16 protein-coding genes and 1 riboswitch are annotated in these 15,162 nt (G+C 40.5%); of the genes, 8 read left to right on the top strand and 8 right to left on the bottom strand.

Annotation, left to right across the window (positions count from 1 at the left end):
* Positions 1-238 precede the first annotated feature (238 nt).
* A complete protein-coding gene (locus OKW21_RS16145; RefSeq protein WP_277480967.1) occupies positions 239-1,045 on the bottom strand; it encodes a phosphatidylinositol-specific phospholipase C/glycerophosphodiester phosphodiesterase family protein in 807 nt (268 codons plus the stop codon).
* Positions 1,046-1,154: 109 nt separating this feature from the next.
* Complete coding sequence (locus tag OKW21_RS16140) at positions 1,155-2,549, bottom strand: alkaline phosphatase PhoX (RefSeq protein ID WP_277480965.1); 1,395 nt, start codon at positions 2,547-2,549, stop codon at positions 1,155-1,157.
* Positions 2,550-2,741: 192 nt separating this feature from the next.
* Here OKW21_RS16140 and OKW21_RS16135 point away from each other — a divergent pair, with 192 nt between their 5' ends.
* Positions 2,742-3,392, top strand: coding sequence for a YdcF family protein (locus tag OKW21_RS16135; RefSeq protein WP_277480963.1), 651 nt, complete (start codon positions 2,742-2,744; stop codon positions 3,390-3,392).
* A 46-nt stretch (positions 3,393-3,438) separates the two neighbouring features.
* Positions 3,439-3,786: a phage holin family protein gene (locus OKW21_RS16130; protein ID WP_277480961.1), complete on the top strand. Its 348-nt coding sequence runs from the start codon at positions 3,439-3,441 to the stop codon at positions 3,784-3,786.
* 83 nt (positions 3,787-3,869) lie between these two features.
* Here OKW21_RS16130 and OKW21_RS16125 read toward each other — a convergent pair whose 3' ends face one another.
* The 5 genes from OKW21_RS16125 to OKW21_RS16105 all read right to left on the bottom strand — a co-directional run bounded on the left by OKW21_RS16125 (position 3,870) and on the right by OKW21_RS16105 (position 8,180).
* Positions 3,870-4,559, bottom strand: coding sequence for a 3-keto-disaccharide hydrolase (locus OKW21_RS16125; RefSeq protein ID WP_277480960.1), 690 nt, complete (start codon positions 4,557-4,559; stop codon positions 3,870-3,872).
* 100 nt (positions 4,560-4,659) lie between these two features.
* A complete protein-coding gene (locus OKW21_RS16120; protein WP_277480958.1) occupies positions 4,660-5,004 on the bottom strand; it encodes a nuclear transport factor 2 family protein in 345 nt (114 codons plus the stop codon).
* A gap of 197 nt (positions 5,005-5,201) precedes the next feature.
* The gene (locus tag OKW21_RS16115) at positions 5,202-6,110 is read right to left on the bottom strand and encodes a hypothetical protein (protein ID WP_277480956.1); all 909 of its coding nucleotides are present in this window, start codon (positions 6,108-6,110) and stop codon (positions 5,202-5,204) included.
* A gap of 449 nt (positions 6,111-6,559) precedes the next feature.
* Positions 6,560-7,057, bottom strand: a complete 498-nt coding sequence (locus OKW21_RS16110) for a hypothetical protein (RefSeq protein WP_277480954.1) — start codon at positions 7,055-7,057, stop codon at positions 6,560-6,562.
* A 547-nt stretch (positions 7,058-7,604) separates the two neighbouring features.
* Positions 7,605-8,180 carry a helix-turn-helix domain-containing protein gene (locus tag OKW21_RS16105; RefSeq protein WP_277480952.1) on the bottom strand — a complete coding sequence of 192 codons (576 nt, stop codon included), beginning with the start codon at positions 8,178-8,180 and terminating at the stop codon, positions 7,605-7,607.
* A 27-nt stretch (positions 8,181-8,207) separates the two neighbouring features.
* Here OKW21_RS16105 and OKW21_RS16100 point away from each other — a divergent pair, with 27 nt between their 5' ends.
* The 3 genes from OKW21_RS16100 to OKW21_RS32740 all read left to right on the top strand — a co-directional run bounded on the left by OKW21_RS16100 (position 8,208) and on the right by OKW21_RS32740 (position 11,625).
* On the top strand, positions 8,208-8,462 hold the full coding sequence (locus OKW21_RS16100) for a hypothetical protein (protein WP_277480951.1): 255 nt from the start codon (positions 8,208-8,210) through the stop codon (positions 8,460-8,462).
* A gap of 227 nt (positions 8,463-8,689) precedes the next feature.
* Positions 8,690-8,870: riboswitch (cobalamin riboswitch) on the top strand.
* Positions 8,871-9,065: 195 nt separating this feature from the next.
* The gene (metE, locus tag OKW21_RS16095) at positions 9,066-11,384 is read left to right on the top strand and encodes a 5-methyltetrahydropteroyltriglutamate--homocysteine S-methyltransferase (protein ID WP_277480949.1); all 2,319 of its coding nucleotides are present in this window, start codon (positions 9,066-9,068) and stop codon (positions 11,382-11,384) included.
* 43 nt (positions 11,385-11,427) lie between these two features.
* Positions 11,428-11,625: a cysteine-rich CWC family protein gene (locus OKW21_RS32740; RefSeq protein ID WP_420870112.1), complete on the top strand. Its 198-nt coding sequence runs from the start codon at positions 11,428-11,430 to the stop codon at positions 11,623-11,625.
* A gap of 35 nt (positions 11,626-11,660) precedes the next feature.
* Here OKW21_RS32740 and OKW21_RS16090 read toward each other — a convergent pair whose 3' ends face one another.
* Positions 11,661-12,308 carry a LuxR C-terminal-related transcriptional regulator gene (locus tag OKW21_RS16090; RefSeq protein WP_277480947.1) on the bottom strand — a complete coding sequence of 216 codons (648 nt, stop codon included), beginning with the start codon at positions 12,306-12,308 and terminating at the stop codon, positions 11,661-11,663.
* Positions 12,309-12,612: 304 nt separating this feature from the next.
* On the opposite strand from OKW21_RS16090, the gene OKW21_RS16085 reads away from it, so the two are divergent.
* The 3 genes from OKW21_RS16085 to OKW21_RS16075 all read left to right on the top strand — a co-directional run bounded on the left by OKW21_RS16085 (position 12,613) and on the right by OKW21_RS16075 (position 15,028).
* The gene (locus OKW21_RS16085) at positions 12,613-13,548 is read left to right on the top strand and encodes a ring-cleaving dioxygenase (RefSeq protein ID WP_277480943.1); all 936 of its coding nucleotides are present in this window, start codon (positions 12,613-12,615) and stop codon (positions 13,546-13,548) included.
* 112 nt (positions 13,549-13,660) lie between these two features.
* Positions 13,661-14,278 (top strand): alpha/beta hydrolase, encoded by a 618-nt coding sequence (locus OKW21_RS16080; protein WP_277480941.1) that lies wholly within the window; start codon positions 13,661-13,663, stop codon positions 14,276-14,278.
* A 240-nt stretch (positions 14,279-14,518) separates the two neighbouring features.
* Positions 14,519-15,028 carry a PAS domain-containing protein gene (locus OKW21_RS16075; RefSeq protein ID WP_277480938.1) on the top strand — a complete coding sequence of 170 codons (510 nt, stop codon included), beginning with the start codon at positions 14,519-14,521 and terminating at the stop codon, positions 15,026-15,028.
* The last annotated feature ends 134 nt before the right edge of the window (positions 15,029-15,162 follow it).

Genomic DNA, 15,162 nt, shown 5'->3' with positions numbered 1-15,162 from the left:
TCACTGCACCACTTATACCTGCCTGAGCTACGGATACTCAGGCTAAGGGGTACGCTTTCTTCAAGTTTGCCTGCTTAACTTTCTGGATCCCAATAATTCTTGATTTGGATATAATACAAAAAGCTGAGAAAGTTCCCAGCTCTTTGTGACCGTCCATTATGAAAATCAAATCTACAGCGGTAAATGTACGATAGTAGTATGTTCTTAATATTAACCCAATGTTAAGTTATCTTGAAGACTAGTGCCTACTGCTATAACCTCTGATGAGAAAATCCTGTAGCTTACTGAGTTTGTCAGTATTGATCAGATCAGCCTCAGCCTGCATCAGTATTTTCCAGGTGTTTTCATTTTCAGGAGAAGCCCAGAGCCTTACTTTTTTATCTTCGGCATGGACTTTGGCAGTAAGCGCACTTAGTTTTTCCATCTCCTGCTTCGGTATAGCTCCTTCGCCATCCCAATCTACTACTGCCCTGAAATGTTGGCTGACAAATGGCATAAGGGAGCTTGGATAATCTTTGCCGAGATCTTCCGGCCTTCCGTCAATAGCAACCAGGCTTTTACTTTGCTTTTCCACGCTTGTAATGGGGCGATTGCCCGAGAGGAAGATAGTTACCGCCCCTTTATGGACCTCTCCATTTTCAGAGTAAGTAAGCATGGAGGTGTACGCAGCCAGTTGTTCACGGAGTACTGCATAAGTAGGTTCAGCTTCAGTTTTGATATCAATCATCAGGTAAAAATCACCTTCATAATCTGGGTAAACCTTGCCTCTGTGGTTATGTACGATCCGTTGTAATGGATCTAGGTACAATGCTTTGAATGTAGGCAAAGCGTGCTTTCCCTCAGGCATATCATGTCCCACATACAGCTCACCATCAATGAGCAATACATCAGCTTCAACGCTGGTAAATCCGTGGGCAAGCGCATCCAGTAAAGGGCGTTCATGATTGTAGTCATTGTGGGCGTGGGCGTGAGGTAAAGGGATCACCTGCGCTTGTAGACTGTTGATAATCAGCAAGCTAAATAATACGGCAAATAATTTTTTCATAAGTAGAAATGATGTGCACTTTAATGTAATGAATTGCTGACATGGTTAAACTAAAAAGGAACCTCATCAAAACCTGACGAGATCCCTCTATATCAGCTTATCTACCAGATCAGGCTGGTTTTTTCCAGGGACCGGTGATTGCCAGGGTGATTCCTGCCCCCTGTATATTCACAAAATACGTATCTCCGGAAGGAGAAAATACACCTCCGGCAAATTCTGTACGGTAGCCTACATTTTCAGCCAGCTTATAGATTTCTCCCTGCTGGGTTACGCCAACGACAAAAGGCTCAGGGTGATCTTCACAGAGGATAATATCCCCCCAGGGTGCGATCGTTAGGTTGTCACAGTTCTTTAAAATATCCTGATCGTTGGGTTCCAGAAAAAGCTCTACAGTGCCGGGAGCTTCTTTCTCACGCTCTGTTCCTTCGTATGTACTGGGCACATAACGGAAAACCTGCCCACTGCCTATCTCTCCACCATTGGTACAGGCAAAATAAAGTTCGTCATCGCCAAACCACATACCTTCACCGCGGGCAAATCTCGCTGCCCCACTTTCAAAACCTCTGAGTCGCAAATCATCTTCAGGAGCTTCCACATTGTCAATGTCCAGCCACTCTACCTCCATTTTTTCGTTTTTTGGCATTTTAGGAGTTTCCAGATCTTTCCAGTTGCGTGTGTCAAAGCTTTTTTGTCCTTTGATGGCGAGCACCTGTAGCGTACCTCCTTTGTGCAGTTTTTCTTTTTTGTTGGGCAGGAAGCGATAAATTAATCCATCCCCACGGTCTTCAGTCTGGTAGACGATACTGGTACGGGGGTCAACGCATACTGCTTCATGGTTAAAGCGCCCCATTTCTTTTAAAGGAAGCGGGTCAGCGAGATTGATTTTTTCAGAGGCAGGAACTTCAAAGTTATAACCGTGGTCTTTTTCCAGCCCCTCTCCGGCACGGCTGGTATTTTCTTCGCAGCTGATCCAGCTTCTCCAGGGCGTCATGCCACCGGCACAGTTACGGACTGTACCGGCCAGACTGAGGTAAGAAGTTTCTACTTCTCCCGTTTTCTCGTTAAAAATGAGAGTGGAAGTACCTCCGGTTCCCGGTTGTTTCCCTTCTCCATAATCATACACTTGTTCGGGCTTCAGTTTACCTAAAAGTTCCAGATTCTTGCCATACGGACCATTCTCGTGTCCCGGATTAGTTTCATGATTACGGATCAGAATGACTCTGTCATTTTTACCTTTAAATGTTGCCATTCCATCAGGGTAATCTGGGCCAAAGAAGCCGTCAGTCATTTTATCTCCCTGACGAAAAATTACCTTATAAGAAAAGCCTTTGGGTAAATTAAGAATTCCCTGAGGATCAGCTAACAATGCGCCATAGCCCGCATTATTAGCCGCAGGTGTCAGAAAAGATTTTCCGTTGACATACTGTGTAAGCCCCAGAAATCCCAGGCTTACCAGTCCGGCAGATTTGATGAAAGAACGTCTATTTTGGATATTGCTTTGCATGTTGAAGATTAGGTTGATGAAAACTCAAAATTACATTAAATAGTAACTAGTTCAGGCAGGGGAGTTTAAGAAATTGTTAACATGAGATTAAGTTTGCTTGAGTTGGTGAACAAATTGATCATTAGGGTTGCTCGTCACATCACTTTAGTAAACGGGAAACCCACTAAAACTAAAAATACTAAATTGCAGACTATGGACAAAAACAAATGTATTCAGACTATCTGGGATTATCACCTTATGCATCATCAACTGGAAAAGGCAGACTGTATCCTCACGCTGGGAAGCCATGATTTACGTGTAGCAGCGCATGCGGCTGATCTCTATCTGGAAGGCTGGGCAGATCATCTTATCTTTTCCGGAGGACTAGGCCGGCTTACAGAAGGCATGTGGGAACGAGCGGAAGCTGAGGTTTTCGCTGATGTCGCTATTGAAAAAGGAGTGCCCAAAGAAAGGATATATCTGGAAAATAAGTCTACCAATACAGGAGAAAACCTTCGTTTAACTGAGTCGCTGATCAAGGCGGAAGGGCTGGATCTTCAGGATTTTATCGTGGTTCAAAAGCCCTATATGGAAAGAAGAGCTTTTGCTACTTTTAAAAAGCATTTTCCTGATAAAAAATGCCTGATCTCTTCACCTCCTTTAGATTATCATAATTACTGTATCGCCAGTGATCCGGAAATTAATCATGAAAGAGTCATTCACCTCATTGTAGGGGATCTGCAGCGAATCAAAATTTATGCAGAAAAAGGTTTTCAGATTTCTCAGGAAGTTCCCCAGGAGGTTTGGGAAGCTTATCAAAGGTTAGTAGATGAAGGATATACTGAGCATCTTATTGCCAGATAAGGATATTTTAGCCATATTCAGAGAATTATCAACCGAACCAACAATTATGCTATCATTTATTATCAAATGGATACTTTCGGCGGTGGCTGTGTTAATCGCTGCCTATATACTGCCTGGAGTGGAAGTAGAGAGCTTTTGGGCAGCGCTGCTCGTCGCAGTTATTTTGTCCCTTTTTAATGCGGTATTGCGCCCCATCTTAGTAATTCTAACGATTCCAGTGACTGTGCTGACCCTGGGGTTATTCCTTTTGGTCATCAATGCGGTGATCGTACTCCTGACCGATGCGATGGTAGGCGACTTTTATGTATCCGGCTTCTGGTGGGCACTGATCTTTAGCCTCGTGATCTCAGTTCTAGGCGCTATTTTTGATAATATCGCAGAGAGTATTGGTTAAATGTAATCAACACAATTCTTCAATTGAAATTGTAATAACCTCTTAATCAGAATATTAAGAGGTTATTAACTCTTATCTTAAGCTTAAGGCAATATTTTAACCTTCATATTCCGGAACCAGATAGGTGCTCCGGCATGCTTACCTTGCAAGCCGATTCTACCGTGTGTAGGTAGTTCTGAAAAGGGAGTGCTCAGCCAGGATGGTATTTCTGATCCGTCCGGATTGGTTGTAGCAGACGTCCATTTGCTCATATCCATCTCACTTACCATTTCTCCGTTAAGCATCACCCAGATCATCTGGTCTTTGCAGGTAATGGTATATTTGTTCCATTTGCCCGGCTTTTTTACTTTGCTACGCTTAGGGGCCAGATGTCCAAAAACAGCTCCTGCCTGCCAGGTGGGGTCTGCATTGGCCCATTGCTCAGCATAATCATCAGCAATCTGGATTTCAACGGAATTGGGTATCCAGTTATCAATATCACTGGCATACACAATCACACCGCTATTGGTACCTTCTGCTGTTTTAAACTCAAGATTAATGATAAAATTATCATACTCTTCCTCTGTCCAGATGGCCTGGTCTTCGGTGGCAGTTAGTACTCCATCTTCAAATGACCATACGCCCTCAGGATAGATAGCGTCGGATAAGTCAGGCTGAAAAAGCAGTTTCCAATCATCACCTTTTGTTTTTGGATGATGCTTAGGGGGTACCTGGGCAAATGATTGAAATGTAAAAAAAAGGAGTGTTGTCAATGTAAATAGAAATCTCAGCATAGTAGTTAAAAAGTAATTTTAAAAATTCTTTAAACATACAGATGAGGTATAAAAAAGCCAAATGAAATACTCAGAAGCTACCAAAGTGCTTAAGCTCATTTCATTTGGCGATTAACTGACCGGCAAAAGACTGAAAGATAATTTTATCGTCACTGATTATAAATGTGTCCGAAGCAAAGGGTATGTTTAGACTTTCAGATTCTCCGGACCACATGAGAAGCATGTATTTATCTTTGATGAGTTTATTGAGAATGTTTAAAGTTGAGCCGGGAGGGAAGGCCCTCAGTAAATTACTAAACTCTTCCTGAATTGCCATAAGACCTTTGAATAAACCATTGGGAGTTATAAATACCGACTCTTCTGAGTAGTCCTGCATGAGTTGATCTATGTCTCCACTTCCCAGTGCCTGTAAGTGATTCGTTAAAATTTCTTCTGCTTTTTTCATTGTAAATATCGCTTGAGCATTTAAAATTTCTCTAAGTCAAATGTTAGCTTTACAGTGGGTGGACCGAAATAAATTTGTGAGCGGATGCGCTCCCTTAATTTGCCGCCCTATATTTCTTAGGACTAAGTGCGAATTTATTACTGTCCAGAAAAATAAAAGAACTGATCACTGCTCTTGCGAGCAGAATAGCACAAAATTTATTTTAATAAGGTAGTTCCATTGGCATGCGAATTTACTTTTTGAAATATATCTTCAAAGCTTAGTATTTTGTTTCCTTCCGCGTCCTTACCAAATCCACTGATATACAGCTTATCGTCTTCTACACGCTGGATAAATTCATACTTTTCCTCAGGGTTCACAGAGAAGGATGCATACTCAAGCTGAGGGTAAAGTTTAGTAATTTCAGATGTATGCTTACCGCCATATCCGGGAGCGAAATCTTCAAGGTTCACTTCCTCGCTTACATTTTCCAAAGTATAACGCCCTCCCATAGCATTTTCAAACTCATTGTTTCTATGACTTATCCTCATCCAGTGAGTAGAGGTAATAATTTGAAAGCGCGTAGCAATGGCATTGGTATGTGATTCCTGTGTTCCATCAGCCAGGGTGTAAGATGATGAAAGTTGATCCCAAACTCCTACCGAAGGGTTTTCTACGTATTGTTCAGTTGAGTTTACCCGCTGAAATACCAGCTCTTTCAATATGACTTTGCTGCCATCAGCCAGCGTAATAGTGCCTCTTTGAATGAATTGATCACCATCAACCTGCCAGCTAAAGTTGGTTTTGAAGTGATTATATTCCTCAGCTGAGCTATAGATAGGACTTTCAATATAGCGGTCACCCTCCACGTTTACAGTTCCTGCTATACTTCCCTTGAAAATGAGCGAGTCGTCTTTGATATCGTGAGCGATAAACATAAAGTGGGTAGGGGTAATGATTTTAATTTCCCTTGCGTTTGAGTTATCCTGTAAAATTTCATTACCATCCACATCTATCACTTTGGAGGAAATCATTTGCCAGGTACCTACCAGTGGATGCTGCTGTGCCACTAACTGTATACAAAAAGAAAGTAACAACGTCAGCATGAGAAGAATTTGAGTTTTCATAATCAGTACGTTTAAGCTTATTGGGTATATTCGGTTAGTATCGATGCATCCTGAGATGAAGTTTGTAGCCGAAGATCATTTCTTGATGCTTGTAAACAAAGGTGAACTGTTCTATTTGCTACACAATCTAATTACCATATTGATGATTTTTGTCAAGAAAGGAGTTTTGCTCTCTATTTTAGTATTGATGCAGAGCATGTGCTTAAATCCTTTAACTTTATTGACCTTATCAAGGTAAGGAATTAGACTGAATAAGATTTATTCATAGGTAACACAAATTTGTAAGTAGGTAACATAAAACAAAACTTTTCAACTTACCTTATCAAGCTTGTTAAAAACACTTTGGTAACTTACTGAAAATGCACTACAAATATGGTGTTGTTAGAGAGGAAAAAATTTGAGATAAATAGACAGCATGTATTCTTCTGGAGCTTGTTCAGGCGCATGCGCTAATGCTGGACTTCACGCATATAAACCAGGCTATCTGCTTTACTCTTAAATGATGCAAGTGTGGTGATATCAGGCTTCTGCCGTTGCTGAACTGCCAGCACATGGTCGTTTCTGTAAGCCTCCTTTTCCCACGGCCCTCTATGGTGTATCTTACTCAAACGATGTTTTTTGCCCAGCCATACCACTGTATTGGATTTTAAAAGTTTTAATTCTCCCTTCGCGTATTGTTTGACATGTATCATTTCATGAGCAAGCACTTTTTGCTGTTGCCTTTCTACCAAAGCCTTGTTGATACGTACCATGAGTACCTGATATCCATTTCCAAGAATTTTTCTACTGACTGTAAGTCCATCAAAACCTTTCGGGATGATAGAGGTGAAAATAACCGTAAGGTGAATGTTCTCCTGTATACCCAACTGATTCAGATACCAGTAGACCTCTTTTTCCATAGCGAAAGGGTCTTCATGTCCACCGATTTTTACAATAGGCTGTGCCATGAGGAATTGGAAATAGCACAGTAAGCTTAGTAATAGAATAGCGGTTAGTTTCATGGTAGAAACTTGTTAATGGTTGAAAATTGACTTTGCAATACTCGCACAGGCTTAGCGCTCCGACTGGCATTGGTGCGATGCTTGAAATACTAAACTTAAGGTAGGTACTAGAAACGTATTAGGCTGTTACTTATGTGTCAATTTCTGGTAAAAAGGTAACCTATTGTCTTATACACTGACAAGATGTATACTTAGCTTGCCATTAAAAGTAAAATAGCCACGAGGTAAAACCCCGGGCTATTCCTAAAACGCAAATGATCAGGCTACTGGAGCCCGTTGAGAAATCTTAATGCTGCCTTTTAACAGCTTAACAATGTTTTTTTACCCTTTTGCTGCGCTATCGCTCAATTATAGCTTAGCTGCAGTAGACATAGATTTGTATTAGGTTTCATGCTCATTTTTATAACTTTTTATGTGATCAAGTTAATGGATTTATTGATGGGGTAGGCAGTACTGAGGTTACATATTCTGGTAATTTGGTTGCATATCGTACTTAAACAAATAAATAGCTCATGATTTCCACTTTTTTGTATTCGGATGGGCAAACGCCAAATACTTTTTTAAAGCATTTGCTGAAATGCGAAAGGTCGTTGAAGCCAGTAAGATAGGCCACTTCAGAGACCGACTTATTAGCTTGTGTAAGTAGAAGGGTGGCCTTATGGAGCCTGTAGTTACGAATATATTCTGATGGAGACTGACCGGTGAAATCCTTCGTGAGCCGGTAAAGGTGTACCCGGCTCATGCTCATTTCAAAACTGAAGGCGCAAACTCCAAAGTTCGGATCTGTCAGATGTGCTTCCAGAATTTGTTCTGTTTTGTAAATAAAGGTTTTTTTTCCGGGAACACGATTCTTTTTTTGTATAGGTAAAGTACCGGTATTGGTATAGAGGTCAATCAACTTTTTCCTCTGATTATATAAGATACTTTTCCACATTGCCAACTCATCAAACCGGGATTTTGACGCACTAAAATTGTTGTTTTTTTTATAAAGGCTCTCCTTTTTTGTATTAGCTATGCTAGAAATCTTATTGATTTTTTCCAGCCACCATTTTTTTCTAAATTTTACCATAATTAAAAAAGTTTAAGCGTTGTCAGAATGGGGCAGGGAACCCTTGGCTCAGGCAATGAGGTTATTATTTATTTCTTATTTATACGAATTTTACTGTTTAAAGATGTTGACCTTAACAATTTTTACTGTTTAAAAGACAGGGTTCCGGCGCTTGAGCATAATTTAACTCTTTGCGCTAATTTTTCGCTTAGCATCATTATTTTTAAAAATGGTGTGAAACACGAAAAAGGTATTATTTCTGTAAAAGGCAATGTATTTTATGAAGATAGGGTAGTGTACTGAGAAAAGTTCTTTTATGAAATGATTCTACTTTGAAAGTGAAAATTTGTCTTCTTCATGGAAACTAATTAATAAAGGATTAAGTATTATTCCTTATTAATGTTTCATATTAAGTTTAATGACAGGCTATAAAATTAAAACAAGTGAGCTTTGTTTTTTACGCCCACAAATATATTTTTTTCTCTCAGCGAATTACTATAGTTTTGAATTGAACGTTCTTTGATAGCTTCATTTTATCAAGCATAGCGGGTTTTGCCGAAGGTGAACTAATAGGGAATCGTGTGAAAATCACGAGCTGTCGCGCAACTGTAAGTAACGCTACTGTTTTTACCCTTGTTATCCACTGCCAAAAGCGGGAAGGATGGTAAAAACGTTACAAGCCAGGAGACCTGCCCGTTATGTGATGACAATGCCTTCGCGCTCTGAGGTTTTAGTCAGTTTGATACCTTAATCATATACAGTTAACAGTATAATTATGTCTTTTAAGCATAGTGATAAAACTGTTTGTAGGTTTATTGTATCAATACTTCACTACACCGAGATGTTCGCAAAGGTACCGAAGTAATGCAAAGACATTTTCTCATTGTTTTACTATAATTAAAGAAAATGCAAACGCACAATCTGGGTTATCCGCGAATTGGTGCCCATCGCGAACTAAAAAAAGCCTGCGAAAACTATTGGTCAGGCAAAATTTCTCAGGCTGACTTGCTGGATACAGCCCGTCAAATCCGTTCTGAAAACTGGAAGCTGCAAAAAGAGAGTGGTATTGACTTAATCCCGGTCAATGATTTTTCACTCTACGATCAGGTGCTGGATATGTCGCTGATGGTAGGAGCTATACCCAAACGTTTTCAAGCTCTTCTTAAACAGGGTATATCACCTACAGATCTGTATTTTGCGATGGCCAGAGGCTATCAGAAAGACGGCCTTGATGTGGTGGCTATGGAAATGACCAAATGGTTTGACACCAATTACCATTACATCGTACCTGAGTTTTATGAAAACCAAACTTTTACGAAGACTTCAAACAAAGTTGTAGAAGAATATAAGGAGGCTAAAGCCATGGGCATACCTGCTAAGCCGGTACTCATAGGGCCGGTTTCCTATTTATTGTTAGGGAAAGAAAAAGGTGCTTCTTTTGATAAACTGGAGCTTCTCTCTTCACTGCTTCCTGTCTACCTGGAAATTTTGAAAGCACTGCAGCAAGAGGGAGCAAATTGGGTTCAACTGGACGAACCTTTACTGGGCATGGACTTGCAGGATAAAGATAATCGTGCTTTTGAATATGCCTATAAAGTGATCCGTGATACCTTTCCCGAACTAAAGATTTTGTTGGCTACATATTTTGAAGGCATTCAACATAATCTGAAAACAGCTGTCAATTTGCCAGTATGTGCCCTGCACCTGGATCTGGTGCGCAGGACACAACAGTTGGAAGAAGTAATGGAAAATCTCCCTGAGAAAACCACCCTTTCACTTGGAGTGGTAGATGGCAGAAATATCTGGAGGAATGATTATGAGCAATCTTTAGGGCTTATCAACCAGGCAGTACAAAAACTGGGAGATGGGCGTGTATTTATCGCTCCTTCATGTTCACTACTGCATGTGCCTTATGATCTTGCACTGGAGAAAGATCAGAGCGCTGACTTGACAGAAGTTAGACAATGGCTGGCTTTCGCCCGTCAAAAGATTGATGAAGTAGTAACGCTAAAGCAACTTGCTACTAAAGTAGGGACAGAGGAAGTTGAAGCTAAGCTTAGAGCAAACCAAAAGGCAGTAGAAAGTCGTAAGGTTTCCGAACTTATTCACAACTCAAAAGTGAAAGAAAGACTAAAGGCTGCTCTGACTGAGGATGCAGAGCGTAGAAATCCCTTCGCAGTACGTAAGGTGAAACAGGCTGAGGCACTTAATCTTAACATTTACCCAACCACCACCATTGGTTCTTTTCCTCAGACGAAGGAGGTAAGAAGATGGAGACGACAGCACAAAAAAGGAGAGCTGAGTGCTGATGCCTATAATCAGTTGATTGAAGAAGAAACTGAAAAAGCAATCCGCTGGCAGGAAGAGGTAGGTCTGGATGTATTAGTACATGGTGAATTTGAGCGTAATGATATGGTGGAGTATTTTGGTGAGCAGCTTGAGGGCTTTGTTTTTACCCGTTATGGTTGGGTACAAAGTTATGGCAGCCGCTGTGTCAAGCCTCCTATCATCTTTGGTGATGTTTCAAGACCTGAAGCCATGACAGTAAAGTGGGCGACTTTTGCTCAGAGCTTAACGGATAAACTCGTCAAGGGAATGCTTACCGGTCCGGTCACCATTTTGCAATGGTCTTTTGTACGCAATGACCAGCCCCGTGCCGAAACTTGTAGGCAAATTGCCTACGCTATCCGAGATGAAGTGTCAGATCTGGAGAATCATGGCATTAAAGTTATTCAGATTGATGAGCCTGCGCTTCGTGAGGGCTTGCCTTTACTGAGGAAGCATTGGGAACATTATCTGGACTGGGCAGTATCGGCTTTCAGGGTTTCGGCATCCGGGGTACAAGATAAAACTCAGATCCATACCCATATGTGTTATTCTGAGTTTAATGACATTATCCGACATATAGCGGCTATGGATGCAGATGTGATCAGTATTGAAACTTCTCGTTCTCAGATGGAACTGCTGGATGCGTTCGCGGATTTTCAGTATCCAAATGAGATAGGTCCGGGGGTATATGATATTCACTCTCCCCGCATTCCGACTAGCGAAGAAATGATCACTCTGCTCAGAAAAGCCACTTCAGTCTTGCCTGCGGAGCAGCTTTGGGTGAATCCTGACTGTGGTCTGAAAACCAGAGGCTGGCAAGAAACCAGGGAGGCTTTAAAAAGAATGGTAGAAGCAGCTACAGGTATGCGCGAACTTGTAAGTGACACTGCTTTATAATATATTGGGGTAGGTATCGTTGATTGCCTACCCTTTTTCTATCATGTCTTTGCACGAAACTAAATATTGTCACCGATGCATGGAAGCCTTTGAATGTAAACCCGGAAATATAGGTGAGTGCCAGTGTTTTGGCTTAAGACTTACTGATAGCGCAAAGGAGTATATATTTGAGCATTATAGTGCTTGCTTATGCCGAAACTGCCTTGAAGAAATCGGGCAAAAATTAGAGGCAGAAAAGTGAGATATTTGTTAATATCATAAAATTAGCTGGTTACGCTAATCTATGGTGATAATTTTCATGCTCATGGCTTTTACTATCATCTCAACCGGTGAGGTTGCATCCAGTTTTTTGAGAATATTTTTTCGGTGAGCATTGATTGTATGTGGGCTCAGGTTAAGCTCAGCAGCGATTTGTTGGGTACCCATGCCTTTGGCAATGAATCGGATAATCTGCTCTTCTCTTTCACTAAGCTTATCAGAAGATTCGTCCGCATTTGATTTATACACTTTATGGTTCATCAACACATCCAGCACTTTATTGCAGAAAAATTTTTGCCCTTTGACAATGGAATGAAAAGCATTTAGGATTTCATGCGCGCTACAATCTTTTGTAAGAAAGGCCAGCACCCCTGATTCCAGCACCTGCATAATACGTTTCTGATGTTGATCAGCAGTAATGATAAAAACCTTAAGATATGGATAAGCAGCGGAAAGATTCAGGCAATCGTTTAGGTTGAAATCTCTTAGGTTAGCATAGTCTAGCACCAGAATATCAGGCGTATACAGTTGAAGCGATTTTTCCAGCATTCTTTTACTGCTGGTTTGACCAATAATTTCAAACTGCTTTTCTCTTGAAAGTAGCTGTTTTATTCCTGCAACCGCAAGTTCCTGATGATCAGCTACAAATACTTTTGTTGGTTCCATCTACTTAGAGCAAAAAACAGTCAAAAATTTAAACAGCCGCGAATGGTAGTACCATCAAACTGATATAATATTTTAATTTTATTTAAACTAATTATAAATTAACTCAAACTTAAGACCTCTTAAGGAATAATGCAATGACCGACTTGGATTTTAAAAGAGAAAAAAGCGTACCATGCTTGCACCGATTTGCTAAAAAAATGATCAAAGAGAAACAATTGTATATACAATATACGTATATACTTTTGTTGGCCAGTAAATTAATTTAAAGCAATACTTCAGTAAAATATTATATAAATTGAATATCATGGAAAACAGAATTTTAGGCTTACATCATATTACAGCAATTGCTGAATCAGCTCAACGCAATCTGAATTTTTATACAAAAATATTGGGTTTGCGATTGCTAAAAAAGACGGTAAATTTTGACGATCCCGGTACATATCACCTATACTATGGAGATGAGATCGGACATGCGGGGACTATACTTACCTTCTTTCCTTATGCAGGAAGCCGAAAGGGCAGAAATGGAAGTGGCATGGCTACGCAAATTGCTTACGCAGTTCCTGAAGGCAGTTTTGAGTTCTGGACAAAGCGTTTTGAAGAATATGATGTTACTTACAGCCCAGCAGCTGAGAAGTTTGGTGAACAATATATTGCGTTCGAAGATCCTGATGGCTTACAGTTTGAACTGGTGGTTCCTAAGCAGGAAGATAAACGTATAGCCTGGGTGACTGACGAAATAAGCGCTGAAGTTGCCATCCGGGGATTTCATGGGGTGACCCTTACGATAAACAACGCAGAGGCAACCGCTAAGGTGCTTACAGATATCTTTGATTACCATTTGTTGGAACAGAAGGGTCAGCATTACCGCTATATGACTGATGCTGTTGAAGAGGCAAATATCGTTGATTTGATTGCATCCCCTGATGGACCTAAAGGTTTGGGTGGTGCTGGGACAAATCATCACGTAGCATTTCGGGTAAAAGATGAAGAAACGCAAATGAAATTTCGGGAACGGGTGGTAGAGAAAGGTTTGCATATTACCCAAAAAATTGACCGTAATTATTTTTATTCACTCTACTTCCGTGAGCCGGGAGGCGTACTCTTTGAAATCGCTACCGACAATCCGGGTTTTGGAGTTGATGAGCCATTTGATCAGTTAGGTTCAGGTTTGCTTCTTCCACCTCAGTACGAAGCACGCAGAGCAGAGATAGAGGCAGTATTACCTAAATTGGTTTAAAGGTAAATTTGCTTTTAAAGAGGCTCAGGTGAGTACCCATGCACATACAGACTTGCATGGGTATCCCTCATGGTTAAAGATCAAAACTTGTTACAATTAAACTTAAATTTTTATGCACGGCAATAACATTATAAAAGCAGGAAAACCAGTAGAAGAAGCTGAAAAAGTATTGATCATGATTCATGGTAGGGGAGGGTCAGCAGAGGATATTCTTAGCTTGTCATCCTACCTTAACGTAGACAAATATGCATTACTGGCACCGCAGGCAACCCAACATACCTGGTATCCTCACTCTTTTTTGATGCCCACCGACCAGAATGAGCCGGGGCTTTCTTCTGCTTTGCAATGGCTGGCAGCGATTGAGCAGGGGCTTATTGATCAGGGTTTTGCGTCTGAAAATATTTACTTTTTAGGTTTCTCCCAAGGGGCCTGCCTGAGTTTGGAATATAGTAGCAGACACGCCAAAAAATACGGAGGAGTCATAGCCCTCACCGGCGGACTCATCGGGGACAAGCTCAATGCAGAAAAATATCATGGTGACTTTGAGCAAACGCCTGTTTTTATTGGCAGTAGTGATCCTGATCCTCATATTCCAGTTGATAGAGTACATGCGTCAGCAGAAATAATCAGAGACATGCATGCTGATGTCACTGTCAAGATCTATAAAGACCGAGGACATGTTATCAGCCAACAGGAAATAGACCTGGCGAATACATTAATATTTGTGTAAACCATAAATCCTGTTTAATTAAAAGAGCTTTCAGCTAAGCTTTTGTTTATCTGCAAAGTGCAGGTGTAAAATGACTAAGTGCATTCGCTACCACGCATACCTGCACTTTTTTTATTAAAAAATGTATTATTTTTAAAAAATCAGTACAGTATATTGAACAAATCTGCCTTGTTGTATTTATTAAATAATAGATATCTTTGATCCATTGGTGGCTAATCAGTTTATAGAAAATTATTATTAATGAGTGTAAGTAAAAATATACCCGAAAAGGTATTGTCTCCCATATTATGCTGGGATGTCTATTCCATGTTTTTACTGGAGAGAAAAAATGAAGCAAAAAAAAACAATGACCTGCGTTCACTGGAAAAATTACATAAGCAATACCATTGGCAGATTGAATTAGAGGCAATCTTATCCAGTTCATACGAAGCCCTGGTAGTTACTGATTCACAACAAACTATTTGTTGGGTCAATGATGGATTTACCCAGATGACCGGGTATCCGGCTAGTTTTGCGCTGGGGAGAAGACCGGTTTTTCTGCAGGGGAAAAATACTTCACCCGAAACCAAGGCGCTGATCAGACAAAAACTGGTTCAGAAAAAATTCTGTGCTGCCGATATAGTTAATTATCGTAAAAATGGTGAAGAGTATCTTTGCCATGTAGAGATCCATCCTGTATTTGATAACCAGAATCAGCTTGCTCATTTTCTGGCATTGGAAAAAGAAGCACTCTTAATTCAAAATACATAAGCTAGAACGTTCACAAGATACACTAACTAGAACTAGTAAATCATAAACACTAGCATTAGCAATTTGACAATAGCTTGTAGGGCACTTACTTATGAACTTTGAAAACGGAAGACAAATCGTAGGCGTATGGCCTA

Origin of the sequence: Catalinimonas alkaloidigena, from assembly GCF_029504655.1 — a bacterium.
In the GTDB taxonomy this organism is placed as follows: Bacteria; Bacteroidota; Bacteroidia; order Cytophagales; family Cyclobacteriaceae; genus Catalinimonas; species Catalinimonas alkaloidigena.
Note: the sequence above shows the minus strand (reverse complement) of the source record. Positions and strands in the feature narration are given on the sequence as shown.

Coding starts and splice junctions, on each gene's coding strand:
- OKW21_RS16110 (WP_277480954.1), bottom strand. CDS start 7,057: ATGGCACAGCCTATTGTAAAAATCGGTGGACATGAAGACCCTTTCGCT.
- OKW21_RS16120 (WP_277480958.1), bottom strand. CDS start 5,004: ATGAAAAAAGCAGAAGAAATTTTAACGAATCACTTACAGGCACTGGGA.
- OKW21_RS16105 (WP_277480952.1), bottom strand. CDS start 8,180: ATGGTAAAATTTAGAAAAAAATGGTGGCTGGAAAAAATCAATAAGATT.
- OKW21_RS16130 (WP_277480961.1), top strand. CDS start 3,439: ATGCTATCATTTATTATCAAATGGATACTTTCGGCGGTGGCTGTGTTA.
- OKW21_RS16090 (WP_277480947.1), bottom strand. CDS start 12,308: ATGGAACCAACAAAAGTATTTGTAGCTGATCATCAGGAACTTGCGGTT.
- OKW21_RS16140 (WP_277480965.1), bottom strand. CDS start 2,549: ATGCAAAGCAATATCCAAAATAGACGTTCTTTCATCAAATCTGCCGGA.
- OKW21_RS16100 (WP_277480951.1), top strand. CDS start 8,208: ATGGGGCAGGGAACCCTTGGCTCAGGCAATGAGGTTATTATTTATTTC.
- OKW21_RS16135 (WP_277480963.1), top strand. CDS start 2,742: ATGGACAAAAACAAATGTATTCAGACTATCTGGGATTATCACCTTATG.
- OKW21_RS16075 (WP_277480938.1), top strand. CDS start 14,519: ATGAGTGTAAGTAAAAATATACCCGAAAAGGTATTGTCTCCCATATTA.
- OKW21_RS16085 (WP_277480943.1), top strand. CDS start 12,613: ATGGAAAACAGAATTTTAGGCTTACATCATATTACAGCAATTGCTGAA.
- OKW21_RS16125 (WP_277480960.1), bottom strand. CDS start 4,559: ATGCTGAGATTTCTATTTACATTGACAACACTCCTTTTTTTTACATTT.
- metE (WP_277480949.1), top strand. CDS start 9,066: ATGCAAACGCACAATCTGGGTTATCCGCGAATTGGTGCCCATCGCGAA.
- OKW21_RS16080 (WP_277480941.1), top strand. CDS start 13,661: ATGCACGGCAATAACATTATAAAAGCAGGAAAACCAGTAGAAGAAGCT.
- OKW21_RS32740 (WP_420870112.1), top strand. CDS start 11,428: ATGTCTTTGCACGAAACTAAATATTGTCACCGATGCATGGAAGCCTTT.
- OKW21_RS16145 (WP_277480967.1), bottom strand. CDS start 1,045: ATGAAAAAATTATTTGCCGTATTATTTAGCTTGCTGATTATCAACAGT.
- OKW21_RS16115 (WP_277480956.1), bottom strand. CDS start 6,110: ATGAAAACTCAAATTCTTCTCATGCTGACGTTGTTACTTTCTTTTTGT.